A 25,174-nucleotide genomic window follows, 5' to 3' on the forward strand; every position below is an offset into this window, starting at 1 on the left:
GATGTTCCGAACTTTTCTGGAGTCTCATTCATGAGCGCCGCTGCTCCGCGCCAGTTGCACCTGAATATCAACGCGCTGCATTCCGGTTTTGTGCCGTCGGCATGGCGTCTCGCCGATGCCGATCCCGCCGCGTTCATCGACGTGAACCACTATGTGCGGCTGGCGCAGATTGCGGAACGCGCGTGCCTCGACGCCATCTTTCTCGCCGATAACGCCGCGATCGCCGACCAGCTCGACATGCGGCCGATCACGGCCCTCGAACCGACGCTGTTGCTGACCAGCGTGGCGGCGGCGACCGAGCATCTGGGGCTCATTGCGACCGCATCGACGAGTTATAACGAGCCGTACAACCTCGCGCGCCGTTTCGCGACGCTCGATCTCATCAGCGGCGGACGCGCGGGCTGGAACATCGTGACGACGGCAGACTTGCCGTCCGCGCGCAACTTCGGCCTCGACGCCGTGCCCGATCACGCGCAGCGTTACGCACGCGCCGACGAGTTCGCGACGCTCGTGAAGACGCTGTGGAACAGCTGGGAGGATGACGCGCTGATCGCGGACAAGGCCAGTGGCCGCTTCGTCGATCTTGCACGCGTGCATCCGGCGGCGCATCGTGGCCGCTTCTTCGGTGTGCAAGGCGCGCTCAACCTGCCGCGCTCCGCGCAAGGTCATCCGGTGCTGGTGCAGGCAGGCGCATCCGGCGATGGCCGCGACCTTGCGGCCCGTCATGCGGAAGCGGTCTTTTCGGCTTCGCAATCGTTCGATGAATCGCGGGCGTATCGCGAGGATCTGAACCTGCGCGCGGCGCGTCATGGCCGTGGACTGGACGCCGTGAAGGTGCTCGCGGGCCTGACCACGATCATTGGCGGGACCGAAGCCGAGGCGCTGCGCCGGCGCGATGAACTCGTCGACCTGATTCCCTGGCGCTACAGCCTGAACCGTCTGGCGGGCACACTCGGCGTGCCGGCCGATAGTCTTTCGCTGGATCAGCGTTTGCCCGACGACCTTCCGCCGCCGAATAACGGTAACGGCAATCACACTTTTTTCAACGCAACGCTGGCCCAGGCGCGCACGCACGGCTATACGGTGCGCGAACTGGTGCGCGCGCTTGCGGGCGGCGGCGGGCATCGCGTGATCGTGGGCACGCCGGAGCAGATCGCGGACGACATCGCTCACTGGTTCGAACAGGGCGCCGCCGATGGCTTCAACCTGATGCCCGATGCGTTGCCCGGCGGGCTGGAAGCATTCACGGAAGGCGTGGTGCCGATCCTGCAAAAACGCGGCATCTTCCGCCGCGCGTATGAAGGCAAGACGTTGCGCAGTCATCTCGGGCTGGGTGTGCCCGAAGGGCGCCGTGCGGCGGAGAAGGCTGCCTGAAGCGGTCCGTGCGCGAAATTGGGGCGCTGAAATGCATTGCAGAAAAGTTTGTTTGCCGGAATTTTTGCAACGGTCTAGATTCAAGGCATTCACGCTACGCGGGAGCGCAGCCATGCAGCACATCCTGACTCGTTACTGGCAAACCCTGTCGACTTCCGTGCGGGAGAGGCGCGATCGCAGCCGGATGCGCGCATTCCAGCGTGTGCGCCAGGACTGTGCGTGCGGAACAGCCTCCGCCAAGACGCAGCATGACGATCCGCCGAGCCGCACCGAGCGGCTGGAAACCATCGCGCTGTATGCGCGCGCGGGCTACTTCAACATGGGCTATACGGTGGACGTGTTTCAGTCGCCCGCCGATCTTCCGCCGGAGTGATGCCGTTTTTCTGAATTGATTATGACGATTGCTCGCTTAGCGATGGCTGGACCCGTTGCTAAGATCGATGAACCCAGACGGCATCACCGATGTCATCGTTCATCGCCAGAGGAATCCTCATGTTCGTTCCGGAAAATGTGTCGCGCCGCCGTGCGCTCGTCAGGCTCGCCGCACTCGGCGCGGGTATGACGGGGGCCTTCACCGCCAGCGGCGCGCTTGCCGCTGACGCGTCGAAGACCTTGCGTATCGGCTATCAGAAATACGGCAACTTCGTCGTCTTGAAGGCGCGCGGCACGCTCGACAAGCGTCTCGCGGCGCAGGGCGTCACCGTGCAATGGCTCGAGTTTCCAGCGGGGCCGCAATTGCTGGAAGGACTCAATGCCGGCGCTGTCGATATCGGCACGGTGGGTGAGACGCCGCCCATCTTCGCGCAGGCGGCGGGCGTGGATTTTGTCTATATCGCCAATGAACCGCCCGCGCCCAGGGCGGAGGCCATCGTCGTGCCGCAGCAGTCGCCGCTGCGCTCGGTCGCGGACCTGCGCGGCAAGAAAGTGGCCTTGAACAAGGGGTCAAACGTTCACTATCTGCTGGTCGAGGCGCTGAAGAAAGCGGGCCTCGCCTATGCGGATATCCAGCCCGTCTATCTCGCTCCCGCCGATGCACGCGCGGCCTTCGTTCAGGGAAGCATCGACGCATGGGTCATCTGGGATCCGTATCTGGCCGCCGTCGAGAAACAGGCGCATGCGCGGCAGCTCGTCGACGGCACGAACCTCGTCAGCAACGTGCAGTACTACCTCGCGACGCGCAAGATCGCGAGCACGCAAGCGCCACTCGTGCATGCGGTGCTCGACGAACTCGATCAGGTGGATCGCTGGGCGCGCGACAACGTGCCCGCAGTTGCGGCGCAGCTATCGCCGCTTGTGGGTCTCGATGCGGACATTCTCGACACCGCGCTCAGGCGCACGGCATACGGCGTGCAGCCGGTCACGAATGCCACGCTCGCGTATCAGCAGCGGATCGCGGATGTGTTCACGAACCTCAAGCTGATTCCGAAACAGCTCGACGTGAGCGCGGCGCGCTGGAACGTCGCCTGATGCGCTGACCCGCCTGCATCGATTTAAAAAACGAGACGCTTACGCAAGGTTTATCGCAATGAATGTTTTCTGGTTCATCCCCACGCACGGCGACAGCCGCTATCTCGGCACCACGCAAGGCGCGCGCGCAGCGGACTACGACTATTTCAGGCAGATCGCGACCGCCGCCGATACGCTCGGCTACGAAGGCGTGCTGCTGCCCACCGGACGTTCCTGCGAGGATGCGTGGGTGGTGGCGTCGAGCCTGATTCCGGCGACGAAGCGTCTCAAGTTTCTCGTCGCGATCCGGCCGGGCCTGAGTTCGCCGGGTCTGTCGGCGCGCATGGCTGCCACGTTCGACCGGCTCTCCAATGGCCGCCTGCTGATCAACGTGGTCACGGGCGGCGATCCGTCCGAGCTCGCGGGCGACGGCGTCTTCTACGACCACGATACGCGCTACGAACTCACCGATGAATTCCTTAGCATCTGGCGCGGCCTGCTGGAAAGCGCGCACGAGAACGGCAGCTTCGACTTCGAAGGCAAGCATCTGCGCTCGCAAGACGGCAAGGTGCTGTATCCGCCGGTGCAGAAGGCGCATCCGCCGTTGTGGTTCGGCGGGTCCTCGGCGGCCGCGCACGAGATCGCCGCAAAGCATGTCGATACCTATCTGACCTGGGGCGAGCCGCCTGCCGAAGTCGAGAAAAAGATCAACGACATTCGCCGCCGCGCCGCCGCAGCCGGCCGCGACATCAAGTTCGGCATCCGGCTGCATGTGATCGTCCGCGAGACGGAGCAGGAGGCGCGGGCGGATGCGGACCGCCTGATCAGCAAGCTCGACGATGAAACCATTCGCCGTGCACAGGCTTCGTTCGCAAAGATGGACTCGGAAGGCCAGCGGCGCATGGCCGCGCTGCACGGCGGCAACCGCGAAGCACTCGAGGTGTATCCGCATCTCTGGGCCGGCGTGGGCCTGGTGCGAGGCGGCGCGGGCACGGCGCTCGTCGGAAATCCGGAACAAGTGGCCGGATTGATGAAGCAATATTCGGAACTCGGCATCGACACTTTTATTCTGTCCGGCTATCCGCATCTCGAAGAGTCGTATCGCTTCGCCGAACTCGTGTTCCCGCTGCTGCCGCGCGGCCAGAAGGCCACACCCACGGGTCCGCTGTCGGGGCCCTTCGGCGAAGTGATCGGCACCTCGGAACTGCCGCGTGCGGCGCAGGGTTGAACGGGCGATGAAGATCGAAAAAAACATCGCCCGGCATCTGCTGCCATGGGTCGTGCCCGTGCTGATCCTGATTGCCTGGGAAAGCGCGGCGCGCAGCGGCGGGCTGTCGGTCCGCGTGTTGCCCGAACCGCTTGCGGTCGTGAAGGCGGCATGGACGCTGATCCTGTCCGGCGATCTGTGGGCCAACGTCAAGGTCAGCGCATGGCGGGCGCTCGCCGGCTTTGCGATGGGCGGCTCGGTGGGCTTCGTGCTCGGGCTGGCAACCGGTCTCAGCAGACCCGTGGAAATCGCGCTCGACTCGACCGTGCAGATGATCCGCAACATTCCCGCGCTCGCGTTGATTCCTCTGCTGATCCTGTGGTTCGGCATCGGCGAGGAAGCCAAGCTCGTGCTCGTTGCGCTGGGCGTGTTCTTTCCGGTGTACGTCAATACGTATCACGGCATCCGCTCGGTGGATCGTGACCTGATCGAAATGGCGAAGAGTTACGGGCTCTCCGGCGGCGCGTTGTACTGGCATGTGATCCTGCCGGGCGCATTGCCTTCGATTCTTGTCGGCGTGCGCTTCGCGCTGGGACTGATGTGGGTCATGCTGATCGTCGCGGAGACCATCTCGGCACAATCGGGCATCGGCTACATGACGATGAACGCGCGCGAGTTCCTGCAAACCGATGTCGTGCTGGTCGGCATCCTGCTGTATGCGCTGCTCGGCAAGCTGGCGGACATGGCGGCTCGCCTCATCGAGCGCGCGACGCTGCGCTGGCATCCGTCCTGGCAGAACGAGGTGCAATCATGAGTTCAGTGAAACCGGCCGCCGGTCGACAAGTGGACCCGCCTGGACGAACCCCCACGCGGATGTCGCCGGTTGCGCGGCTGCCTGTCGGGCGCGACATGGCGGTCGCCCTGCGCGGCGTAGGCAAGCACTTCGGCGAACGGCGGGTACTGCATGACCTGGACCTGTCGATCGAACGAGGCAGCTTCGTCTCGATCGTCGGGCGCAGCGGTTGCGGCAAGTCCACCTTGTTGCGTCTGATCGCGGGACTGGAGGACAGTTCGACCGGCGACGTGCAACGCCACGCCGCGACGCCCGGCGACACGCTCGGCATTCGCATCATGTTTCAGGACGCGCGGCTATTGCCATGGAAAAGCGTGCTCGACAACGTGATGCTCGGCCTGCCGCGCAGCGCATGCGAGGACGCCCGCGCGACACTCGCCGATGTGGGTTTGAGCGGACGCGAACGCGACTGGCCCTTGCGTCTCTCAGGCGGACAGAAGCAACGGGTTGCGCTTGCGCGGGCGCTGATGCATCGGCCGGATCTGCTGTTGCTCGACGAACCGCTCGGCGCGCTCGACGCGTTGACGCGCATCGAGATGCAAGACCTGATCGAGCGGCTGTGGCGCGAACATCGCTTCACGGCTCTGCTGGTGACGCATGACGTGCAGGAGGCGGTGTCGCTGGGAGACCGGGTCGTGCTGATCGAGCAGGGGCACATCACGCTGGACACGGAGGTAGCCCTGCCGCGGCCGCGCAGTCGCACGGCCGAACGGTTTGCGGAACTGGAGGAAGCGGTGCTGTCGCGGGTATTGCGCCGGACGTGATGATGAGTCGAGACAGGAGGCTGTCTCGACTCGCTTGAATCAGCGCTTGAATCAGCCTTGCACGATGCTCGCTTCGCGTTCCACCGCGTGATACGCATCGCTGTCATGTGCGCCGAAGGCCAGCGCGAAGCTCGCTGCCTGGCGGCCCACGGTGCGCAACTGCTCGACCACCTTCGGGTCCGAGCACGTATCCGCCGTGTCGAAGCGCGTTTCGAGCGTATTGACGGTGGCGCCAAAGGGCGTGGGCCAGCCACGCAGCGCATGGACGATGGAACGCAGCGAGGTCAGCACCGTGCCGGCAGCCTGCCATCCATACGCTGTGACGATGCAGCCGACGGCGCGGCCGTCGAGATATGGACGTTCATCGCTGCGCAGTTCCTCGAGGGTGTCGAGTGCGTTCTTCACCAGCCCCGATACGCCGCCGTGATAGCCGGGTGTGGCGATGACGAGCGCGTCGGCGCTGCGGACAGCCTCGATCAGTTCATGCTGCTCGTCCGTGAGCTGGCGTGTTTCCGGCGAGTAGTGCGGCAGGCCATGCAGGAAGGCGCCGCCGAACAGTTGCACGCGTGCGCCGGCTTCCTGTGCGCCCTTCAGTGACAAGGCGAGCGCGCGCTCCGTGGACGAAGCCGGACGTGTCGTGCCGCCGATTCCAACCACGAACGGGCGGCGCGATGAGTGTTGTCGAGTCAAGATCGATGCTCCAGATGAACGGGCGGTCCGCCACGCAGCGCATGACAGTCCCGCGGATCATTCATGATAACCAGTGGCTCCTCGCACAGGAACGCATGATTTTCGCTAAGGTTATGCATCGAACGTTTCATTCCGTTTTTTATCTACTTGAGACGCCTTGCTTTTTTATCTCAACTCGCTGACGCATACACCATGACGGATCGACCCGCACAAACCGACCTTCCCATCCATTCCCTGCTTGCCGAACGCTGGAGTCCGCGCGCCTATTCCGAAAAGGCCGTCGCCCACGAGCAGGTTCTCTCGCTCCTCGAAGCGGCGCGCTGGGCGCCCTCGGCGTTCAACGCGCAGCCCTGGCGCTTCGTCGTGTTCGAGAAAGCGGTGGATCCGAACGCCTTTACGCGCGCCTTCACCACGCTGATTCCGTTCAACCAGACGTGGAATGCGCCGGCTCAGGTGTTGATCGCCGTGCTGGCGGATACGCTGACTTCGAAGGGCACCGTGAACGCGACTGCGAGCTACGACGCCGGCGCCGCCGCCATGGCGCTGTTGCTTCAGGCCCATGCGCTACGACTCGCGGCGCACCCGATGAGCGGCTTCGATGGTCCGGCCTTTCAACAAGCCTTCGATATTCCCGAGCGCTACGTGCCGCTCAGCATGATTTCGGTCGCGCATCACGGTGACGCACAGGCGCTTCCCGCCCAGCTTGCGGAGCGCGAAGCCGCGCCGCGCGCACGCCTGCCGCTCGAAAAAATCGCGCATTTCGGCGGCTGGTCGGGCGATGCCTGAACCCGGCGGGCGCTAGGTCCATGGCGAGGTTTGCGGTACCGTAGCGTATCGAGACCCTTTCACGGTCAGGAGCGCCCGACGTATGACGAGAACCAACGAACATCAGCAGCCCATCGGCGATGCGGTGAATGACTGGACCCCGCGCGAGCGGCCGGCCCGCATCGTCATTGAAGGCAAGCATTGCCGTCTCGAGTCGCTCGACGTGGACCGTCACGGCGCCGATCTCTTCGACGCCTATGGCCGCGCGCCGGACGGACGCGACTGGACCTATCTGTTTGCGGGACCGTTCACGGATGCCGACGCCTTTCGCGACTATCTGACGAAGGCCGCGGCCTCCACCGATCCGCTGCACTACAGCGTCATCGATCTTTCGAGCGGCAAGGCGGTCGGCACACTCGCGCTGATGCGCATCGAGCCTGTGCATGGCGTCATCGAAGTGGGCAGCGTGACCTTTTCGCCGCTGCTCAAGCAGACGCGCATCTCGACGGAAGCGCAATATCTGCTGATGCGTTATGCCTTCGATGACCTTGGCTACCGCCGCTATGAATGGAAGTGCGACAGCCTGAACGCGCCCTCGCGCAAGACTGCACTGCGGCTGGGCTTCGAATTCGAAGGTATCTTCAGGCAAGCGATTGTTTATCGCGGACGCAATCGCGATACCGCCTGGTACGCGATCATCGACCGAGACTGGCCGCGCGTGCGCCGTGGTTTCGAACGCTGGCTGGCGGACGATAACTTCGATGCGGACGGCAAGCAGCGCGCGTCGCTTGCGCAGTTGCGGGAGGACTGATTCCCGCGCGGCGTGCAATGCATTTCACGCGCGGCGCACTGAGCTATGCAGTTTTGCTTCGTTTGAAGGCCCTTTGCCGGGCTTGAGAATCGGGGAGCGTGACGCGGCCTGCCGTCAGGGCCGCTGTTCCGATCCATCAGGCTCTCAAGCAAGTTTTCAAGCGAAGGACGATCCCAGCATGACTCGACGAAGCGGGCATCTGCATCTTGGTGCATTTCTCTATCCCACCGGTCATCACATCGCTGCATGGCGCCACCCTCGGGCTGTGGCCGACGCAGGCAGCAACTTCGCGCACTACACGCAACTGGCGCAGGCCGCCGAGGCCGCGAAATTCGATCTTGTGTTTCTCGCCGATGGCTCCGGCACGCGCGGCGACGACGCACCGTTCCTCAGCCGCACCGCGCACAGCTACGTAGCTCAGTTCGAGCCGCTCACGCTGCTTTCGGCGCTGGCAGCGGTGACTCAACGCATCGGTCTGGTCGGCACCGCGTCGACGTCGTTCAACGAGCCGTATCACATCGCACGCAAGTTCGCGTCGCTCGATCACATCAGCGGCGGGCGTGCCGGATGGAATCTCGTGACGTCGTCGAGCGAACATGAAGCGCGCAATTTCGGTCACGACGAACACTTGCAGCATGCGCACCGCTACGAACGCGCCGCGGAATTCGCGGACGTCGTCGCGGGGCTGTGGGACACCTGGGACGAGGATGCCTTCCCGCGCGACAAGGCCTCCGGCATCTTCTTCGATCCCGCGAAGCGCCGCGTGCTGAATCACCGCGGCGCGTTCTTCAAGGTGCGTGGACCCTTGAACGTCGCGCGCGCGCCGCAGGGACATCCGGTGCTCGTGCAGGCGGGATCGTCGGAGGCTGGCAGGACGCTGGCGGCGCGCACGGCCGAGGTCGTCTTCACGGCACAGCAGACACTCGAAGACGCGGCCGCGTTCTATGCGGACGTGAAGGGCCGCATGGCGCACTTTGGCCGGCATCCGGATTCGCTCAAGATCATGCCTGGCGTCATGCCGATCGTCGGGCGCACGGAAGCGGAAGCGCAAGAGAAGTTCGAGGAACTGCAGGCGCTCATCGATCCTGTCGTCGGCCTCGCGATGGTCTCCACGCTGACGGGCGGTGTCGATCTCTCGTCGTTCCCCCTCGACGGTCCCATCCCCGAGTTGCCTGAAACCAATGCCAGCAAGAGCCGTCAGTCCCTGATGATCGAACTGGCGCGCCGCGAGAACCTGACGATTCGCGGACTCTATCGCCGCATTGCGGGAGCGCGCGGACATTGGCAAATTGTCGGGACCGCCGCCCAGATCGCCGACGAACTGGAACAGCGCTTTCAGCATTTCGGCGCCGACGGCTTCAACATCATGCCTGCGCTGCTGCCGGGATCCCTGCACGACTTCATCGAAGGGGTGTTGCCGGAACTACGGCGGCGCGGACTGTTCCGCGGCGAGTACGAAGGTCGCACCCTGCGCGACCATCTCGGCCTGGCGAAACCGCGCGTTCCACAAAAAAACGGAATCGCAGCCTGATTTTTTCTGCAACGGCATCCCCGACATACCCGGCCGGCTGAAGCGCCTCCGAACTTTCCCTATGTTACGATCGTAACAAAGTTGATATAAACTGAGATCAATCTATCAAAACATGTTGTGCGTCGCACAAGACGCCGGCACACCGATCTCATGCTGGAAACTGCATCGAAGTCCATCGTCGCATGGCCTGGAAAGGTTCAGGACCACGCTGGCACACGTAATCCCGGCGTGCCGTTCGACCTGGCGTGGCTGGACGGGCTGCGCGTCAATCAGTCAGCCGTGGCGCGCCGCGCGTCCACCCTCGGTACGCGGCGCGCGGTCAAGAAGGACGCGCAGGCGGCATGGCTGCTGAAGGCCATCACCTGCATCGACCTGACGACGCTCAATGGCGACGACACCCACGGCCGCGTCGAACGCCTGTGCGCGAAGGCGCGCCGGCCGTTGCGCGACGATCTGCTCGACGCACTCGGCATGCCGCCTGCGTCGATCACGACCGGCGCCGTCTGTGTCTATCACCGCTATGTGAAGACCGCCGTGGACGCGCTGCGAGGCAGCGGCATTCCGGTCGCCGCCGTGTCCACCGGCTTTCCCGCCGGCCTCAATCCGCATGAATTGAAGCTGCGCGAGATCGAAGCTTCCGTCGCCGACGGCGCAGCGGAGATCGATATCGTCGTCACGCGCGAGCACGTTCTGACTGGAAACTGGAAGGCGCTCTACGACGAGATGCGCGACTTCCGCGCCGCCTGCGGACCGGCGCACGTCAAGGCGATTCTCGCGACGGGCGACATCCGCACGCTTTCGAACGTCGCCAAGGCGTCCATGATCTGCATGATGGCCGGCGCCGACTTCATCAAGACCTCGACGGGCAAGGAAGGCGTGAACGCCACGCTCGACGTGTCGCTCGTCATGGTGCGGATGATCCGCGACTATCTGGCGCGCACCGGCGTCCTGATCGGCTTCAAGCCGGCGGGCGGCGTCTCGACGGCCAAGTCGGTGCTCGAGTATCAGATCCTGATGAAAGAAGAACTCGGACGCGAGTGGCTCGAACCCGAACTGTTCCGCATCGGCGCATCGAGTCTGCTGGCGGATATCGAACGCCAGCTCGAACATCACGTGAGCGGACGCTATTCGGCGTTCAATCGTCATCCCGTCGCCTGATCCGCACGACTTCACATTCCAAGCCTCATGAGCGTTGCCGACTATTTCTCCTCGATGGACTACGGACCCGCACCGGAAGACGATCGCGCCGCGCGCGCCTGGCTCGATCAACATGAAGGGCGCTTCGGTCACTTCATCAACGGCGCCTGGCGCGACAGCGATGCCGCCGAGCGTTTCGATTCACGCGAACCCGCCACGGGCCGCGTGCTCGCATCGGTCGCGCAGGGCGAGCAAGCCGATATCGATGCCGCCGTACAGGCCGCCCATGCGGCGTTCGAAGGCTGGCAGGCCATCGGCGGTGCCGGACGTGCGCGTCATCTGTATGCGCTTTCGCGCATGGTGCAGCGGCATGCGCGCCTCTTTGCGGTGCTCGAATCGCTCGATAACGGCAAGCCGATCCGCGAGTCCCGCGACATCGATATCCCCCTTGTAGCAAGGCATTTTCTGCATCACGCGGGATGGGCCCAGTTGCAGGACAAGGAGTTCCCGGACTGGGCGCCGCTCGGCGTGGTCGGCCAGATCGTGCCGTGGAATTTTCCGCTGCTGATGCTTGCATGGAAAATCGCACCCGCACTCGCGCTCGGCAACACGGTGGTCCTGAAACCGGCCGAGTTCACCTCGCTCACCGCGTTGTTGTTCGCCGAACTCGCGCATCGCGCGGGCTTGCCGAAGGGCGTGCTCAATGTCGTCACCGGCGACGGCCGCACTGGCGCCGCGCTCGTCGAACATCAGCGGGTCGCGAAGATCGCGTTCACCGGATCGACCGAAGTGGGCCGCCTGATTCGTGCGAGCACGGCGGGTTCGGGCAAGTCGCTGACGCTCGAACTCGGCGGCAAGTCGCCGTTCATCGTGTTCGACGACGCCGACCTCGACAGCGCCGTTGAAGGCGTCGTCGATGCGATCTGGTTCAATCAGGGACAAGTGTGCTGCGCCGGTTCGCGCCTGCTCGTGCAGGAGGGCATCGAGGCGCGCTTCGTCGAGAAGCTCAAGCGCCGCATGGACACGCTGCGCGTCGGGCCGTCGCTCGACAAGGGCATCGACATGGGCGCGGTCGTCGACGACATCCAGCTCGAACGCATCCGCGCGCTGGTCGCGCAGGGTGCGAGCGAAGGCTGCGAGATCCATCAGTCGACGCGTGTCGGCGTGCCCGAAGGCGGCGCATTCTTTCCGCCGACGCTGGTCACCAAGGTCTCGCCCGCCTCGACGCTCGCACAGGAAGAAATCTTCGGCCCCGTGCTCGTGACGATGAGCTTCCGCACGCCGGAAGAAGCCGTCGCGCTCGCGAACAACACGCGCTACGGGCTTGCCGCGAGCGTGTGGAGCGAGAACATCAGCCGCGCGCTGGATGTCGCGCCGCGCCTGCAATGCGGCGTCGTGTGGATCAACGCGACCAACCTGTTCGATGCGGCCGTGGGCTTCGGCGGCTATCGCGAGTCGGGCTTCGGGCGCGAGGGCGGACGCGAGGGCATCTACGAATACCTGAAGCCGCGCGCCTGGGCGAAGCTTCCGCTGCGCAGCGAAAGCAAGGCAGCGCCGGCCGAGCCGGATTCACTGACCGATGCGGGCAACGTCAGCGCGCTCGATCGCACGGCGAAGCTCTTCATCGGCGGCAAGCAGGCGCGTCCGGACAGCGGCTATTCGCGACTCGTGCGCGCGCCTTCGGGCGAGATCGTCGGCGAAGTGGGCGAGGGCAATCGGAAGGACATTCGCAACGCAGTAGCGGCCGCGCGCGGCATGACCAAGTGGACGTCGGCGAGCGCGCACAATCGCGCGCAAGTGCTGTACTACCTTGCGGAGAACCTGAGCGCGCGCGCCGATGAATTCGCCCGGCAACTGGTGCGGCGCGCCGGCGCCAGCGAACGGGATGCGAAGCGCGAAGTGGAAGCATCGATCACGCGCTTCTTCACGTACGCCGCATGGACCGACAAGTTCGATGGCGCGGTGCATGCGCCGCCGCTGCATGGCGTGGCGCTGGCGATGCATGAGGCGCTGGGCGTGATCGGCGTGGTGTGCCCGGACGAGGCGCCCTTGCTGGGCTTCGTATCGCTCGTCGCGCCTGCGCTCGCGCTCGGCAATCGCGTGGTGGCGGTGCCCAGCGAGACGTGTCCGCTGATGGCCACGGACTTCTATCAGGTCGTCGAGACCTCGGATGTGCCGGGCGGCGCGCTCAACATCGTGACCGGCGATGCGCGCTCGCTGGCGCAGACGCTTGCGCAACATGATGATGTCGATGCGCTCTGGTGCTTTCATGGCGCCGCGCTCTCGGCGCTTGCCGAGCGTGAATCGGTGGGCAACCTGAAGCGCACCTTCGTCGATCAGGGCCGTGTGTTCGACTGGCACGATGCCGCAAGCGAAGGCCTGCCGTTCCTGCGTCAGGCCGTGCAAGTGAAGAACATCTGGGTGCCGTACGGAGACTGATCAAGGAATTGACCGGGCGCAGATCTCGACAAGACAAGAGACGCGCCCATGCATGGAGGAGACGCTGTGCTGAAGAACATCGATCCGCTCTTGAACGCCGATATCCTGCACGCGCTCGCCGCGATGGGTCACGGCGACGAAGTGGTGATCTGCGACGCTCATTTTCCCGCCGATTCCGTGGCGCGCAAGACCGCGCTCGGACACGTGCTGCGCATGGACGGCGCGAGCGCGCCGCGTGCGGTGCGCGCGGTGCTGTCGGTATTGCCGCTCGATACGTTCGTCGACGACCCTGCGGGCCGCATGGAAGTGGTCGGCGACGCCGCCACGCTGCCGGCGGTACAGCGCGAGGCACAACGCGAAGTGGACGACGCCGAAGGCCGTGCGTTGCCGTTCGCGCCCGTCGAGCGTTTCGCTTTTTATGAGCGCGCCAGACAGGCTTATTGTGTGATCGCGACGGGCGAAGCGCGCGGCTATGGCTGCTTCATCTTCAAGAAGGGCGTGCTGCTTGCACCCGATGTACCTGAAGCTTCAGACGGAGGCGCGCGATGAAGAGCGTCGTCATTCTCGGCATCTACGTGACGGACCTCGCGTTTCGCGCGCAGCGCATGCCCTTGCTCGGCGAGACCGTCGCGGGCTCCGCGTTCAAGATGGGGCCCGGCGGCAAGGGCTCGAATCAGGCGGTGGCCGCCGCGCGCGCGGGTGCGAACGTGATCTTCTGCACGCGCATCGGCGCGGATGCTTTCGGCGACATCGCGCAGGCCACCTGGGCCGCCGAAGGCATCACGTCGCGGGCCACGGTCATGCAGGATGCCGCCACGGGCGCCGCGCACATCTACGTCGATGAAAACACCGGCGGCAACGCGATCATCGTGGCAGCGGGCGCAGCGGGCACGCTCGTGCCCGAGGACGTGGAAGCCATCGAAGCAGACATCGCGGGCGCGGGCGTGTTCGTCACGCAACTGGAGCAGCCGATTCCGGCCGCGCGACGCGGACTGGAACTTGCGCGCAAGCATGGTGTGATCACCGTGTTCAACCCGGCCCCGGCGCTGCCGCTGACCGACGACATCTATCCGCTGTGCGACTACATCACGCCGAACGAAACCGAAGCGGCTGCATTGACGGGCATCGGGATCGCATCGGTCGATGACGCGCGGCGTGCCGCCGACGTGCTGCTCGACAAGGGCGCGCGTGCCGTGATCGTGACGCTCGGTGAAGCGGGTGCGCTGCTGCACACGGCGCAAGAATCGACGCTCGTGCCGGCGTTCAACTGTGGCCGCGTGGTGGAAACAGCGGGCGCGGGCGATGGCTTCACCGGCGGCTTCGCGGCAGCGCTCGCACGCGGCGACAGTCCGCTCGATGCAGTGCGTTTCGGTTGCGCGCTCGCGAGCCTTTCGGTCACGCGGCCGGGCACGGCGCCTTCGATGCCGCGTCTCGACGAAATCACCGCGGTGCTCGAGCAAAGGAGCGTCACGCAATGAAAGGTGCGAAGTGGCTCGCTGACCGCCAGTTCAATTTCCTGATCGGCGTGAACATCCTGGTGGTGCTGGTGGCCACGGCGATGTCGCACGGTCAGTTCCTCGACATCGACAATCTTCAGTCGATGGGCGGACAACTGCCCGAGCTCGGCCTGCTCGCGCTCGGCATCATGCTCTCGATGGTCTCGGGCAACGGCGGCATCGACCTGTCGGGCGTGGGACTCGCGAATCTCTCGGGCATGGTCGCGGCGTTGCTGCTGCCGCACATGGTTTCCGCCGATGATTCCCCCGCGCTCTATACCGGCGTGTTCGTATGCGTCGTCGTGATCATGGGCCTGCTTGGCGGTTTGATGAACGGCGTGGTGATCGCAAAGCTCAGGCTCACGCCGATTCTCTGCACGCTCGGCACGCAGCTGCTGTTCACGGGCATTGCGGTGGTGCTGAGCAATGGGGCATCGGTGCGGGTCGAATACGTCGATCCCTTGTCGAACATCGGCAACGGCACCTTCCTGCAAGTGCCCATTGCGCTGTGGATCTTCATCGCGGCCGTGCTGGTGCTCGGCTGGGTCCTGAAGCGCACGCCGTTCGGCCTGCGTCTGTACCTGATGGGCACGAACCCGAAGGCCGCCTTCTATGCGGGCATTCCGCGCGCGCGCATGCTGATCGTCACGTATGGATTGTGCGGCGTGCTCGCCTCGCTCGCAGGTCTTATCAGCGCGACGCATACGTCCAGCGCCAAATGGGATTACGGCAACTCGTATCTGCTGATCGCGATCCTGATCGCGGTGATGGGCGGCGTGAATCCGGCGGGCGGTTATGGGCGCATCGTCTGCGTGTTCCTTGCGGCGACCGTGCTGCAATTCCTGTCGAGTCTGTTCAATCTGCTCGGCGTATCGCAGTTCTTCGGCGATTGCGCATGGGGCTTTCTGCTGCTCGCTTCGCTCGCCTTCGCTGGCGGTGAACGCGTGCGCGCGATCTTCGGCATCGGCGGGGCTGCGCCCAAAAGCAAGGTGCCGCCGCCTGCATCGACCGGACGTTAGTGTTGCGTGTGACATATCAAAGAAGCCAATTCAATCGATACCTGAAGGAGACAACGCAATGAAGCTCAACAAACTCGCCACCGCGCTGACCGCGGTTGCACTCGCAGCAGGCGCCATCGCGGCGGCGCAGGCTGCGACCAACGAGACCATCGTGACGGTCGTCAAGGTCACCGGCATCAACTGGTTCAATCGCATGGACGAAGGCGTGAAGGAGTTCGGCAAGGACAACCCGAACATCAACGCTTATCAGACGGGACCGGGCCGCGCCGATGCCGCGCAGCAGCTCAAGATCATCGAGGATCTGATTGCGAAGAAGGTCACGGCCATTGCCGTGGTCCCCTACGATCCGCCTACGTTGGAACCCGCGCTCAAGAAAGCAATGGACCGCGGCATCAAGGTCGTCACGCATGAAGCGGACAACGCGAAGAACACGATGGTCGACATCGAAGCCTTCGACAACACCGCATATGGCGCGGGCCTGAACGAACGGCTCGCGAAGTGCATGGGGCAGCAGGGCAAGTGGGCGGTGCTGGTCGGCTCGCTCGGCAGCCGTTCGCAAGTGCAATGGGCTGACGGCGGCATCGGCAACGCGAAGGCCAAGTATCCGAAGATGGATCTCGTCGAGCCGAAGCTCGAAACCAACAACGACGGTGAGCGTGCCTATCAGGTCGCCAAGGAAGTCTTGCGCAAGCATCCGGACCTGACCGGCTTCCAGGGATCGTCGTCGCTGGATGTGATCGGCATCGGCCGCGCTGTGGAAGAGGCGGGCAAGGTCGGCAAGATCTGCGTGTACGGCACGGGCCTGCCGACGGAAGCCGCGAAGTTCCTCGAGAGCGGCGCGGTCAACGGCATCGCGTTCTGGGATCCGAAGCTCGCGGGACTGGCGATGAACAAGGTCGCGCAGATGCTCGTCGAGGGCAAGGAAGTGCAGAACGGCGCTGACCTCGGCATCACCGGCTACAACAAGGTGACGGTCACGAAAGGCCCGGGCAAGGGCGTGATCGTGCGCGGCACCGGCTGGGTCGACGTCGACAAGACGAACTACAAGCAATACAACTTCTGATGTGACGTGCGCGGCGCGCTTTTGCGGAAGCGCGCCGCGCGCCCTGGACAGACATGACCAACACGACACCGCTTCTCGAAGTCGTCAACATCCACAAGCGCTTTACCGGCGTGTATGCGCTGCGCGGCGTGAGCCTCGCGTTCGAACGCGGGCAGATCTATCACTTGCTGGGCGAGAACGGCTGCGGCAAGAGCACGCTCATCAAGATCATCTCGGGTGCGCAGCCGCCTGACGAAGGCGAACTCGTGATCGAGGGCGTGCGTCATAGCAAGCTCTCTCCGCTCGAATCGCTTTCGGCGGGTATCGAGACCGTCTATCAGGACTTGTCGTTGCTGCCGAATATGAGCGTGGCGGAGAACGTGGCGCTGACTGCGGAGCTGGCCATGCATCAGGGCAAGCTGGCGCGCACCTTCGACCGTCGCGCGCTCGCGCAAACCGCGGCGCGCGCGCTCGAAGCAGTGGGCCTGCCGGGCGACGCCGCGTTCCAGAAAACACTCATCGAACAATTGCCGCTCGCGACGCGTCAGCTGGTTGCCATCGCGCGCGCCATTGCCAGCGAGGCGAAGTTTGTCATCATGGACGAGCCGACCACCTCGCTCACGCAGAAGGAAGTCGACAATCTGATTGCTGTGCTCGCACGACTGCGGGCGGACGGCGTGGCCGTGCTGTTCGTGAGCCACAAGCTGGACGAATGCTATGCGATCGGCGGTGAGGTGATCGTGTTGCGCGATGGCCAGAAGATGGCGCAAGGGCCGATCGAGCAATACACGAAAGCGCAGATCAGCGAGCTCATGACGGGCAAGCATCTTTCGACCGAGCGATATCGCGCGGAAGGCGAGGGCAGTGCGCAGCACGTGGTGCTGGACGTGCAGGCACTTGGCCGCAAGGGCCAGTTCGCGGATGTTTCGTTCAAGCTGCACAAGGGCGAAATCCTGGGCGTGACCGGTCTGCTCGATTCGGGCCGCAACGAACTCGCCCGGGCACTGGCCGGTGTGGCGCCCGCTGATCACGGCGCCGTCACGCTCGACGGCATGCGCGTGCGCCTGCACTCTCCCGCCGACGCGAAGATGCAGCGCATCGGCTATGTGCCGGAAGATCGTCTCAACGAGGGCCTGTTCCTCGACAAGCCGATTCGCGACAACGTCGTCACTGCGATGATCGCGAGCCTGCGCGACCGTTTCGGGCAGATCGACCGCAAGCGCGCGCAGGAACTCGCGGAGCGCACAGTGAAGGACCTGCAGATCGCGACGCCGGATGTGGACAAGCCCGTGCAGTCGCTTTCAGGCGGCAATCAGCAGCGCGTGCTGATCGGCCGGTGGCTGGCCATCGATCCACGCGTGCTGATCCTGCACGGCCCGACCGTGGGTGTCGACGTGGGTTCGAAGGACATCATCTACCGCATCATGCAGCGGCTCTCGAAGGAGGGCATCGGCATCATCCTGATCAGCGACGACCTGCCGGAACTGCTGCAGAACTGCGACCGCATCCTGATGATGAAGAAGGGCCGCATTGCGAGCGAATATCGCGCGGACCGGCTCGATGAAGCCGGTCTTTATCACGCGCTACTATCAGAGGCAGCATAAGCATGAGCGAATTTATCCGCCGCACGGGGAGCGAGACGATGCCGCAGCACGTGGCCGAAGTCGCACCGCGTGTGCGCAAGGGCAATCTTTACGCGCAGCTGATGCGCAATCCGGAGTGGTTCACCGTCGGGCTGATCGTGGTGACGTGTCTGGTGGTGGGCGGCCTCAATCCGCGCTTCTTCCAGTTCGCGACGCTGTTCGACATGCTGCATTCCGCCACGACCGTTTCGCTTTTCGCGCTCGGTACGCTGGTGGTGCTGGCTTCGGGCGGCATCGACGTGTCGTTCACGGCGATTGCAGCGCTCACGATGTATTCGATCACCAAGGCCGTGTTCGCCTGGTGGCCCGATTGCCCGTTCGCGCTGATCCTGCTGGCGGGGGCCATCGGCGGCGTGATCCTCGGCATCGTCAATGGCATGCTCGTGCACCGGCTGAAGGCGCCGTCGCTGATCGTCACCATCGGTACGCAATATCTGTTTCGCGGTTTGTTGCTGACTTTCGTCGGCACGCAGTTCTTCATGAACATTCCGCACAGCATGGATACGTTCGGGCGTCTGCCGCTGTTCTTCTATCACACGTCCGATGGCCTGCGCGCCGTGTTGCCCGTATCAGTGCTGGCGCTGGTGATTGCCGCAGTGGTCACGTGGTGGCTGCTGAACCGGACGATGATGGGCCGGGGTGTCTATGCAATGGGCGGCTCGCTCGCCATCGCGGAACGGCTCGGCTACAACCTGCGTGCGATCCATCTGTTCGTGTTCGGCTATACGGGGTTGCTGGCGGGCGTGGCGGGCATTCTCCACGTTTCGACCAACCGCCTCGCGAACCCGTTCGATCTCGTCGGCACGGAACTGGATGTGATCGCCGCGGTGATCCTGGGCGGTGCGCGCATTACCGGGGGCACGGGAACGGTGGCGGGCACGCTGCTCGGCGTGGTGCTGGTGACGCTCATCAACAGCGTGCTGATTCTGATCGGCGTGCCGAGCACCTGGCAGAAGGTGATTATCGGCGCGTTCATTCTGGTGGCGGGGACGCTGTTCGCGCTGGGGCGCAGGCAGTAGGTCGGCTGGCTTCCGAGGATCTTTTCACGGTTGGCGTTGAGCGATGGACCCTGAAAACCGAAATGGAAAAAGGCTCGTTCAAGAACTGAACGAGCCTTTTCGATTTTTAACGGAATGCGGCTTTCCATTTATAAGCGGAACGTCGCTTTCTGCTTTTAATCGGAATCCGGGGTCAGGTACGCGCGCGCTGCGTCTGCCCTTCTTCCGTGATGACTGAATCGAACTCCGAAAGCTGCGAGAAGCGCACGGCCTTGACCTTGCCGAACTTGCTCGCATCGACGACAAGATGCCGTTCGACCGCGCTCGCCATGGCCGCCTGCTTGATGGCCACTTCGTGGAAATTCCAGCAGGTCACGCCGCGCGCTTCATCCACTCCGCCCGCCGACATGAACGCCTTGTTGATGCCCATGCGCCGCAAGGTTTCGACGCTTTCATCGCTGGCGAACGATTCCGAGGAAGGCACATAGACCCCGCCGAGCAGGATCATGCGGACGTTGGGCTTGCGTCGCAGAATTTCTGCGACGTTCAGGGAATAACACACCACCGTGAGATGCATCTCGATCGGGATCTGCCGCGCAAGCGTGGTCAGCGTCGTGCCGCAGTCGATGAAGATGGTTTCGCTGTCTACCAGCAACCGCGCCGCATGGTTCGATGCGATTGCCTTGGCTTGCGCGAAGTGATCTTTTTCTTCCTCGATGGTGTAGCCCGCATTCGGCACGTCGGCCGCGCTGACGATATAACCGCCGAGATACGTGAACTGATGTGGGTGGGCCGCGATATCGCGGCGTACCGTCATTTCCGAGACGCCGAGCAACGCGGCCGCATCGCGCAGGCGCATCACATTCTGTTTTACAAGCGCGCCGGAGAGGGTGCGCAAGCGGTCGTTTTTGGCCATCGGGGCGGCGCGACAAGGCGCAGTGATGCTGGCGGCTATCGCGCGAAGAGTGTTAGATTTTGGTCGTTCGTTGAAAGGATTATAACAACGCAAGCCGCGTTTTTTGCGGCTTGCGTTCATTGGAGCGGGTAAATCCCGAGGCGTCAGTCAGCGCGTGAATAGCGCACCCAGACCACGTCGTGATCCAGTTTCTCGACCGATTCCAGTTTCAGGTAGGCCGGCTTCTTCCATTGCTCCATCGACACTTCGAAAGAGGACGTATGCGCCTCGCGACCGTCGACGAGCGGAATCAGCAGCACGCTGACCTCATCGACGAGGCCTGCATTGACGAACGCGCCGGATACATGGCCGCCGCCTTCCACGATCAGCTTGCCGATCTTCAATTCACGCGCGAGGGTATCGACCACCCGTTTCAGCTCGATGTCTTCCTTGCCGCCGAACACATACGACGCGCCGATCGATTGCAGATACGCGAGATAGTCATCGTCGACGCTCTCCGCCAGTATTTCGACGACATGCGAATCCAGCGCCGTGCTGCTCTTCCACGCGACGCGTCCCTTGGGATCGATCGAAATGGCGTACTGGCTCGCGTTGCGGTCGGCGAAATGGTCGGTGCGGGGAATCGGGCCTTTTGCCATGCCGCGCGGATAGTCGCGGTCCTTGCCGTGCGAGATTTCCTGCATCGTGACGCGGCCGCAGGCCCAGGCGTCCGCCTTGAAACTCGCGGCGGTTTCCTCATAGGTCGGCGACGCGTAATCGAGGTTCCAGTTGTCGGTGAGACTGCGGCCGTCAATTGACGACATCATGTGACAGACGATGTACATGCGGTTCTCCAGTGCGCGAGAGCAGGTGAACCCTCGGTGCAAGCACCGTGCCGCGACCAGGTTGTTCCGGAAAAAAACGGAATGTCCGCCTGCGAATTTTTTCCAAACACGCGACAATCCCGGGTTGTCACGCTTTTTCCAATTCCCGGATTCACTTTTTTGTCATGTCAGATCTCGCCAGTTCTCTCCCACGCCGTACCGACATCGATCCGAAGCCGCTCGGCATCGCCGCGCTGCTGATCGTGCTCGGTGTGGTGTATCTCGGGCAGACCGTCGGGGCGCGTCAGGCTGCGTTGTACGCGGTCGGCGCGCTGCTCGGCGTCACGCTCTATCACGCCGCGTTCGGCTTCACGTCGGCCTGGCGCGTCTTCATCGCCGATGGCCGCGGCGCCGGGCTGCGTGCGCAAATGCTGATGCTCGCGGTAGGCGTCGCACTGTTCTTCCCGGCGCTGGCGGCCGGCTCGCTGTTCGGCATGCCGGTCACGGGACTGGTGTCGCCGGCGGGGACGTCGGTGGTAGTGGGCGCCTTCCTGTTCGGCATCGGCATGCAACTCGGCGGCGGATGTGCATCCGGCACCCTGTACACGGTCGGCGGCGGCAGCACGCGCATGATCGTGACGCTGATCGCGTTCGTCGCCGGATCGGTCATCGGCACCGCGCACATGCCGTTCTGGACCTCGCTGCCGCAGCTGCAGCCCGTGTCGATCGTCAAGACGTTCGGGGCAGGACCTGCGCTCGCGCTTAACTGGCTCGTCTTCGCCTTGATCGCGGCGCTGACGGTGGTCATCGAGAAGCGCCGTCACGGCAGGCTCGTCGCGGCGCACGTGCAACCGGCGCACACGTCGCCGTGGCTGCATGGTCCGTGGCCGCTGATGGCCGGCGGCATTGCGCTCGCCGTGCTCAACTTCGCAACGCTGGCGCTGTCGGGACGGCCGTGGGGTGTCACGTCGGCGTTCGCGCTGTGGGGCGCGAAGGCGGCGGCCCTGATGGGTGTCGATACCGCCAGCTGGCCGTACTGGATGAGCAAAGCCAACGCAGCCGCCCTGGCTGCGCCGATTTCGCGCGACGTCACGTCGGTGATGGACATCGGCATCGTGCTCGGCGCCATGCTCGCCGCCGCGCTCGCGGGCCGCTATGCGCCCATGTGGCGCCTGCCGTTGCGCTCGCTGGTGGCGGCCATCGTCGGCGGCCTGCTGCTCGGCTATGGCGCCCGGCTGGCCTATGGCTGCAATATCGGCGCGTACTTCAGCGGCATCGTGTCGGGCAGCCTGCACGGCTGGCTATGGCTCGTCGCTGCGTTCTTCGGCAATGTACTGGGTACGCGGCTGCGTCCCATGTTCGGTCTCGAAGTGGAACGCGTGCGGCCGACTTCCTGCTGATTGTTTCTGCAAGCGCGACCGTGCTTGCGGTCGCGCATCTCAGTCGTCAAGCCGCGCCTGGCGGAACAGCAGATACGCGCCGATCCCCTGCATGATGACCGCGGCGTAGACGAGCTTCCTGCCGAGCATGTCGGTCCACATCGAGTCGAAATATTCCGGATTGAGCGCGATGACCGCGCAGCCGATCAATGCGGCCAACAGCGCGGGCATCCATGCAGCTGCGCTGAGCTTGGCCGGCGCGTGCTCGTCCGGTTCGAGGTCACGCAGGGTCGACGCCATGCGCTCGAGCACGCGCTCCGAGCCTCCGCCGAATTTCATCGAGACCTTCAGCACCGCGCCGATCAGTTCAAATTCGTGAACGCGATAGGTGCGCGCCGCTGCTGCGAACGCCTGATCGATGTTCGCGTCGATGCGAAATTGTGGAACGGCCCGTTCCAGACATGCGGAAAGCGGCGCCTGCATGCTCGCGGCGGCCGCCTGGAACGCAGCCGGAATGCTGTGACCCGTATCGACCCGGCGCGTGATCCCTTCAAGGAACGCGGGCAACTGACGCACGATATGGCGCTGGCATTGCCGCGCACGCCATGCGAGCCACGCGTAGCACGTCAGCGTCGAGGCTGCGAGGGCAAGCACTGCTGCCAGCGGTGCATCGTTGGTGACGCAAAGAATGGCGGCTGCCCCGCTGATGAGCGCCCATAGCGCTAGCGCCACGCCTGGATTCGGTAGGTTGGAGCGGTGCATGAGATCGTCGAATTCGCGCAGCAGGTGAGCGGGCGGCGTCATGCAACGACCGAGGATGCGTTTCGCGAGCCGCGCGTCGTGTCGGAGCGCGCCGCAGACCCACATCATGACGGCGCTCGCCGCGCACAGCATGGCGAGCGTGAAGACCAACACGATTCCAGTGGGCACCGAAGCCTCCGGCAAATAAGCAGCGGCCCGCAAGCGGGCGATTTGTGTAATCGATCAGGCTGCGGTACACGTCTCCCCGAGGTCGCGTGTTTCACCGTGATGCAAAGCCTGTGGATCTGGACGATACCGGCGATCGTCTCCGCGATCTGTTTTCTCACGCTCATTTCCGCGCGCCGAAATCCGGCGTTTCCCGCCAGCTCGAGCAAGTGGCGGGATCGCGGGACTACGCGCCTCAATACAGCTGATACGAGAAGGTCGCATTCAAGCGCGGACTGCGTGACGGGCTTTCGATCGGTGCATCGCCGATGGCACGCGCCAACGACAAATCGATGCTGTAGTGCTTCGCATCCGACACGCGGAAGCCCACGCCCACCGACGACAGCCGGCGCGGATTCGGCGTGCCGCCATGCAGGTAGACGCGCGCGGCATCGATCGACGCATACGGCGTGAGCGATTTCAGCCAGGTCCATTCGAGCGCGAACGGACGGTTGAGCTCGAACGATGCGCCCCAGCCCGAGTCGCCCGACACCTCGCCCGGCTGATATCCGAGCGCGAAACGTTGGGCGCCGAACGCAATCTGCTCGGACGTGGGCAGCGTGTCGGGCGAGAACTGACCTGTCGTCGCGACCACCGAGCCGATCTTCCAGGGCCACTCATTGGTCTGCGAAAAGCTCGCGCCGGTGCGCAGGAATGTGAGCGACACCGGATTCGTCAGCGCCAGTCCGGTGATATTCGTTTCAGCCGTCTTCGAGGCGCCGAGGATGTTCATCGCCTTCGCCACGTTGAGGCTGGCGCGGCGCGTCATGCCGGTGTCGATACCCGTGTAGTCGAGCGACAGTTGCGCCACGCGAATCTGCGAGCGGTTCGTGAGCTGCGGATTGCTCGCCACCGCCATGTTTTTCAGGCGATCTTCGTCGTGGGTCGCGTAGACGCTCGCCGTGCCGAGCAGGCTGCGCGTGTTGCCGAGCACGAACGGATAGACCGCTGAGAGGGCGAGCTTGTCGTTGATGACCGTGCGCTCGATGTACGACGGCAGGCCTGGGTTGTCGACCGGATGACCGTAGTAATGCGAGGCATCCACCTTGAACGCGAAGCCGTCGGCGCCCACTGGCAGCATCGCGTTGACGCCGTAGTAAGTCTGATCGTTGCGTCCCGGAGGCGCGAGCGCCGATGCGGTGATCGATTCGCCCAAGCCGAGCAGGCCGTTCTCGGTCGCGCTGAAAATGCCTTGCACGCCCGGATGATTCAAGTCGATGCCACTCGACACATTGAAACGCTTGCGCGTGACGTTGAGTTCGAGGGTGGTCTTGCCATCGGTGTTCTGCGGGGGCGCGATGGTCGCGTCGATCTTCGCGCCGGGAATCATGCCGAGCAGGTTGATCGTGCGCTCGAATGTACTTTGACGCAGCGGGCGGTCCGTCGCGATATGCTGCGCGACCGCGCGAATCCGCTTTTCCAGGTTGCCCGGTTCGCCCTTGATTTTGATGTCGGCCACATAGCCTTCGACGATCGTCACGCGCACGACGCCGTTCTCGAAGGTCTGCGCGGGCACGAACGCGAACGACAGCGCGTAGCCCCGCTCCTTGTAGAGCGCGGTGACGCCGTTGGCCGTCTCCATCAGCTGCGCAATCGTGATGTCGCTGCCGACAAGGCTCTTGAAGCGTTGCGCGACTTCCTCGAAGGGCAGGGACTTCACACCTTCGATCTGGATCGATTGCGGCGTGATGTGCCGCGCGAGCAAGTCCTGCAATTGTTGCTGCGGCGCCTGCACCTCGACTTCCACCGCCGGCGCGCGAGCCGGCGCATTCACCTGAGGCAGGGCTTCGAGCGGATTGCCGCCGACACTCGGGCGCGGCGCGTTCTGCGCATGCGCGGCCTGGACGAACGCGAGCGCCGCCGCGACTGCGGCCGCTTTCCAGTTGAACATTTTT

At 64.1% G+C, this 25,174-nt stretch carries 22 protein-coding genes and 1 pseudogene; 18 read left to right on the forward strand and 5 right to left on the reverse strand.

The features are described from left to right. Positions 1-30 precede the first annotated feature (30 nt). From QCE83_RS22180 to QCE83_RS22205, 6 genes are all read left to right on the forward strand, one after another. Complete coding sequence (locus QCE83_RS22180) at positions 31-1,374, forward strand: LLM class flavin-dependent oxidoreductase (RefSeq protein WP_309816174.1); 1,344 nt, start codon at positions 31-33, stop codon at positions 1,372-1,374. Positions 1,375-1,486: 112 nt separating this feature from the next. Further along, positions 1,487-1,747: a hypothetical protein gene (locus QCE83_RS22185; RefSeq protein ID WP_309816177.1), complete on the forward strand. Its 261-nt coding sequence runs from the start codon at positions 1,487-1,489 to the stop codon at positions 1,745-1,747. A 119-nt stretch (positions 1,748-1,866) separates the two neighbouring features. Continuing rightward, positions 1,867-2,841, forward strand: coding sequence for a sulfonate ABC transporter substrate-binding protein (locus tag QCE83_RS22190; protein WP_309816180.1), 975 nt, complete (start codon positions 1,867-1,869; stop codon positions 2,839-2,841). Between the two features lie 58 nt (positions 2,842-2,899). Beyond that, complete coding sequence (gene ssuD, locus QCE83_RS22195; RefSeq protein ID WP_309816183.1) at positions 2,900-4,048, forward strand: FMNH2-dependent alkanesulfonate monooxygenase; 1,149 nt, start codon at positions 2,900-2,902, stop codon at positions 4,046-4,048. A 7-nt stretch (positions 4,049-4,055) separates the two neighbouring features. Then, complete coding sequence (gene ssuC, locus QCE83_RS22200) at positions 4,056-4,841, forward strand: aliphatic sulfonate ABC transporter permease SsuC (protein ID WP_309816188.1); 786 nt, start codon at positions 4,056-4,058, stop codon at positions 4,839-4,841. Then, entirely contained in the window at positions 4,838-5,644 is an 807-nt protein-coding gene (locus QCE83_RS22205) for an ATP-binding cassette domain-containing protein (protein ID WP_404985327.1), read from the forward strand. The genes ssuC and QCE83_RS22205 overlap by 4 nt, the downstream gene beginning before the upstream one ends. A gap of 51 nt (positions 5,645-5,695) precedes the next feature. On the opposite strand, the gene QCE83_RS22210 is transcribed toward QCE83_RS22205, so the two are convergent. Further along, a complete protein-coding gene (locus tag QCE83_RS22210; RefSeq protein ID WP_309816191.1) occupies positions 5,696-6,334 on the reverse strand; it encodes an NAD(P)H-dependent oxidoreductase in 639 nt (212 codons plus the stop codon). Positions 6,335-6,526: 192 nt separating this feature from the next. Between QCE83_RS22210 and QCE83_RS22215 the strand changes: the two genes are divergently transcribed. The 11 genes and pseudogenes from QCE83_RS22215 (at position 6,527) to QCE83_RS22265 (ending at position 19,236) form a co-directional block, all read left to right on the forward strand. Beyond that, positions 6,527-7,120, forward strand: a complete 594-nt coding sequence (locus tag QCE83_RS22215; RefSeq protein ID WP_309816193.1) for a nitroreductase family protein — start codon at positions 6,527-6,529, stop codon at positions 7,118-7,120. An 82-nt stretch (positions 7,121-7,202) separates the two neighbouring features. Further along, positions 7,203-7,901: pseudogene (locus QCE83_RS22220) on the forward strand (GNAT family N-acetyltransferase); the annotation flags it as partial. Positions 7,902-8,088: 187 nt separating this feature from the next. After that, positions 8,089-9,441, forward strand: coding sequence for an LLM class flavin-dependent oxidoreductase (locus QCE83_RS22225; protein WP_309816196.1), 1,353 nt, complete (start codon positions 8,089-8,091; stop codon positions 9,439-9,441). A 150-nt stretch (positions 9,442-9,591) separates the two neighbouring features. Further along, a complete protein-coding gene (deoC, locus tag QCE83_RS22230; protein ID WP_309816199.1) occupies positions 9,592-10,599 on the forward strand; it encodes a deoxyribose-phosphate aldolase in 1,008 nt (335 codons plus the stop codon). A 27-nt stretch (positions 10,600-10,626) separates the two neighbouring features. Further along, positions 10,627-13,017, forward strand: a complete 2,391-nt coding sequence (locus tag QCE83_RS22235) for an aldehyde dehydrogenase family protein (RefSeq protein WP_309816200.1) — start codon at positions 10,627-10,629, stop codon at positions 13,015-13,017. 66 nt (positions 13,018-13,083) lie between these two features. Next, positions 13,084-13,566, forward strand: a complete 483-nt coding sequence (locus tag QCE83_RS22240) for an RbsD/FucU family protein (RefSeq protein WP_309818695.1) — start codon at positions 13,084-13,086, stop codon at positions 13,564-13,566. Continuing rightward, complete coding sequence (gene rbsK / locus QCE83_RS22245) at positions 13,563-14,495, forward strand: ribokinase (RefSeq protein ID WP_309816203.1); 933 nt, start codon at positions 13,563-13,565, stop codon at positions 14,493-14,495. Before QCE83_RS22240 ends, rbsK begins: the two co-directional genes overlap by 4 nt. Further along, on the forward strand, positions 14,492-15,532 hold the full coding sequence (locus QCE83_RS22250; protein WP_309816206.1) for an ABC transporter permease: 1,041 nt from the start codon (positions 14,492-14,494) through the stop codon (positions 15,530-15,532). The genes rbsK and QCE83_RS22250 overlap by 4 nt, the downstream gene beginning before the upstream one ends. Before the next feature lie 58 nt (positions 15,533-15,590). Beyond that, complete coding sequence (locus QCE83_RS22255; RefSeq protein WP_309816209.1) at positions 15,591-16,595, forward strand: substrate-binding domain-containing protein; 1,005 nt, start codon at positions 15,591-15,593, stop codon at positions 16,593-16,595. 53 nt (positions 16,596-16,648) lie between these two features. Then, positions 16,649-18,178, forward strand: coding sequence for a sugar ABC transporter ATP-binding protein (locus tag QCE83_RS22260; protein ID WP_309816212.1), 1,530 nt, complete (start codon positions 16,649-16,651; stop codon positions 18,176-18,178). A 2-nt stretch (positions 18,179-18,180) separates the two neighbouring features. Continuing rightward, a complete protein-coding gene (locus tag QCE83_RS22265) occupies positions 18,181-19,236 on the forward strand; it encodes an ABC transporter permease (protein WP_309816215.1) in 1,056 nt (351 codons plus the stop codon). 172 nt (positions 19,237-19,408) lie between these two features. Here the strand turns inward: QCE83_RS22265 and QCE83_RS22270 are convergent, their stop codons facing one another. Together QCE83_RS22270 and QCE83_RS22275 are read right to left on the reverse strand one after the other, a co-directional pair. Next, positions 19,409-20,131: a DeoR/GlpR family DNA-binding transcription regulator gene (locus QCE83_RS22270; RefSeq protein WP_309818697.1), complete on the reverse strand. Its 723-nt coding sequence runs from the start codon at positions 20,129-20,131 to the stop codon at positions 19,409-19,411. Between the two features lie 143 nt (positions 20,132-20,274). Continuing rightward, positions 20,275-20,955 carry a dihydrofolate reductase family protein gene (locus QCE83_RS22275; RefSeq protein WP_309816219.1) on the reverse strand — a complete coding sequence of 227 codons (681 nt, stop codon included), beginning with the start codon at positions 20,953-20,955 and terminating at the stop codon, positions 20,275-20,277. A gap of 164 nt (positions 20,956-21,119) precedes the next feature. Here QCE83_RS22275 and QCE83_RS22280 point away from each other — a divergent pair, with 164 nt between their 5' ends. Next, positions 21,120-22,334 carry a YeeE/YedE family protein gene (locus QCE83_RS22280; RefSeq protein WP_309816223.1) on the forward strand — a complete coding sequence of 405 codons (1,215 nt, stop codon included), beginning with the start codon at positions 21,120-21,122 and terminating at the stop codon, positions 22,332-22,334. A gap of 39 nt (positions 22,335-22,373) precedes the next feature. Here QCE83_RS22280 and QCE83_RS22285 read toward each other — a convergent pair whose 3' ends face one another. Beyond that, positions 22,374-23,243 carry a type II secretion system F family protein gene (locus tag QCE83_RS22285; protein ID WP_309816226.1) on the reverse strand — a complete coding sequence of 290 codons (870 nt, stop codon included), beginning with the start codon at positions 23,241-23,243 and terminating at the stop codon, positions 22,374-22,376. Between the two features lie 232 nt (positions 23,244-23,475). Continuing rightward, the gene (locus QCE83_RS22290) at positions 23,476-25,170 is read right to left on the reverse strand and encodes a POTRA domain-containing protein (RefSeq protein WP_309816229.1); all 1,695 of its coding nucleotides are present in this window, start codon (positions 25,168-25,170) and stop codon (positions 23,476-23,478) included. Positions 25,171-25,174 lie beyond the last annotated feature (4 nt).

Origin of the sequence: Caballeronia sp. LZ034LL, assembly GCF_031451215.1 — a bacterium.
In the GTDB taxonomy this organism is placed as follows: Bacteria; Pseudomonadota; Gammaproteobacteria; order Burkholderiales; family Burkholderiaceae; genus Caballeronia.

Coding starts and splice junctions, on each gene's coding strand:
- deoC (WP_309816199.1), top strand. CDS start 9,592: ATGCTGGAAACTGCATCGAAGTCCATCGTCGCATGGCCTGGAAAGGTT.
- QCE83_RS22235 (WP_309816200.1), top strand. CDS start 10,627: ATGAGCGTTGCCGACTATTTCTCCTCGATGGACTACGGACCCGCACCG.
- QCE83_RS22275 (WP_309816219.1), bottom strand. CDS start 20,955: ATGTACATCGTCTGTCACATGATGTCGTCAATTGACGGCCGCAGTCTC.
- QCE83_RS22190 (WP_309816180.1), top strand. CDS start 1,867: ATGTTCGTTCCGGAAAATGTGTCGCGCCGCCGTGCGCTCGTCAGGCTC.
- QCE83_RS22260 (WP_309816212.1), top strand. CDS start 16,649: ATGACCAACACGACACCGCTTCTCGAAGTCGTCAACATCCACAAGCGC.
- QCE83_RS22180 (WP_309816174.1), top strand. CDS start 31: ATGAGCGCCGCTGCTCCGCGCCAGTTGCACCTGAATATCAACGCGCTG.
- QCE83_RS22280 (WP_309816223.1), top strand. CDS start 21,120: ATGTCAGATCTCGCCAGTTCTCTCCCACGCCGTACCGACATCGATCCG.
- QCE83_RS22255 (WP_309816209.1), top strand. CDS start 15,591: ATGAAGCTCAACAAACTCGCCACCGCGCTGACCGCGGTTGCACTCGCA.
- QCE83_RS22225 (WP_309816196.1), top strand. CDS start 8,089: ATGACTCGACGAAGCGGGCATCTGCATCTTGGTGCATTTCTCTATCCC.
- QCE83_RS22185 (WP_309816177.1), top strand. CDS start 1,487: ATGCAGCACATCCTGACTCGTTACTGGCAAACCCTGTCGACTTCCGTG.
- QCE83_RS22250 (WP_309816206.1), top strand. CDS start 14,492: ATGAAAGGTGCGAAGTGGCTCGCTGACCGCCAGTTCAATTTCCTGATC.
- QCE83_RS22215 (WP_309816193.1), top strand. CDS start 6,527: ATGACGGATCGACCCGCACAAACCGACCTTCCCATCCATTCCCTGCTT.
- QCE83_RS22290 (WP_309816229.1), bottom strand. CDS start 25,170: ATGTTCAACTGGAAAGCGGCCGCAGTCGCGGCGGCGCTCGCGTTCGTC.
- QCE83_RS22265 (WP_309816215.1), top strand. CDS start 18,181: ATGAGCGAATTTATCCGCCGCACGGGGAGCGAGACGATGCCGCAGCAC.
- rbsK (WP_309816203.1), top strand. CDS start 13,563: ATGAAGAGCGTCGTCATTCTCGGCATCTACGTGACGGACCTCGCGTTT.
- ssuD (WP_309816183.1), top strand. CDS start 2,900: ATGAATGTTTTCTGGTTCATCCCCACGCACGGCGACAGCCGCTATCTC.
- QCE83_RS22205 (WP_404985327.1), top strand. CDS start 4,838: ATGAGTTCAGTGAAACCGGCCGCCGGTCGACAAGTGGACCCGCCTGGA.
- ssuC (WP_309816188.1), top strand. CDS start 4,056: ATGAAGATCGAAAAAAACATCGCCCGGCATCTGCTGCCATGGGTCGTG.
- QCE83_RS22270 (WP_309818697.1), bottom strand. CDS start 20,131: ATGGCCAAAAACGACCGCTTGCGCACCCTCTCCGGCGCGCTTGTAAAA.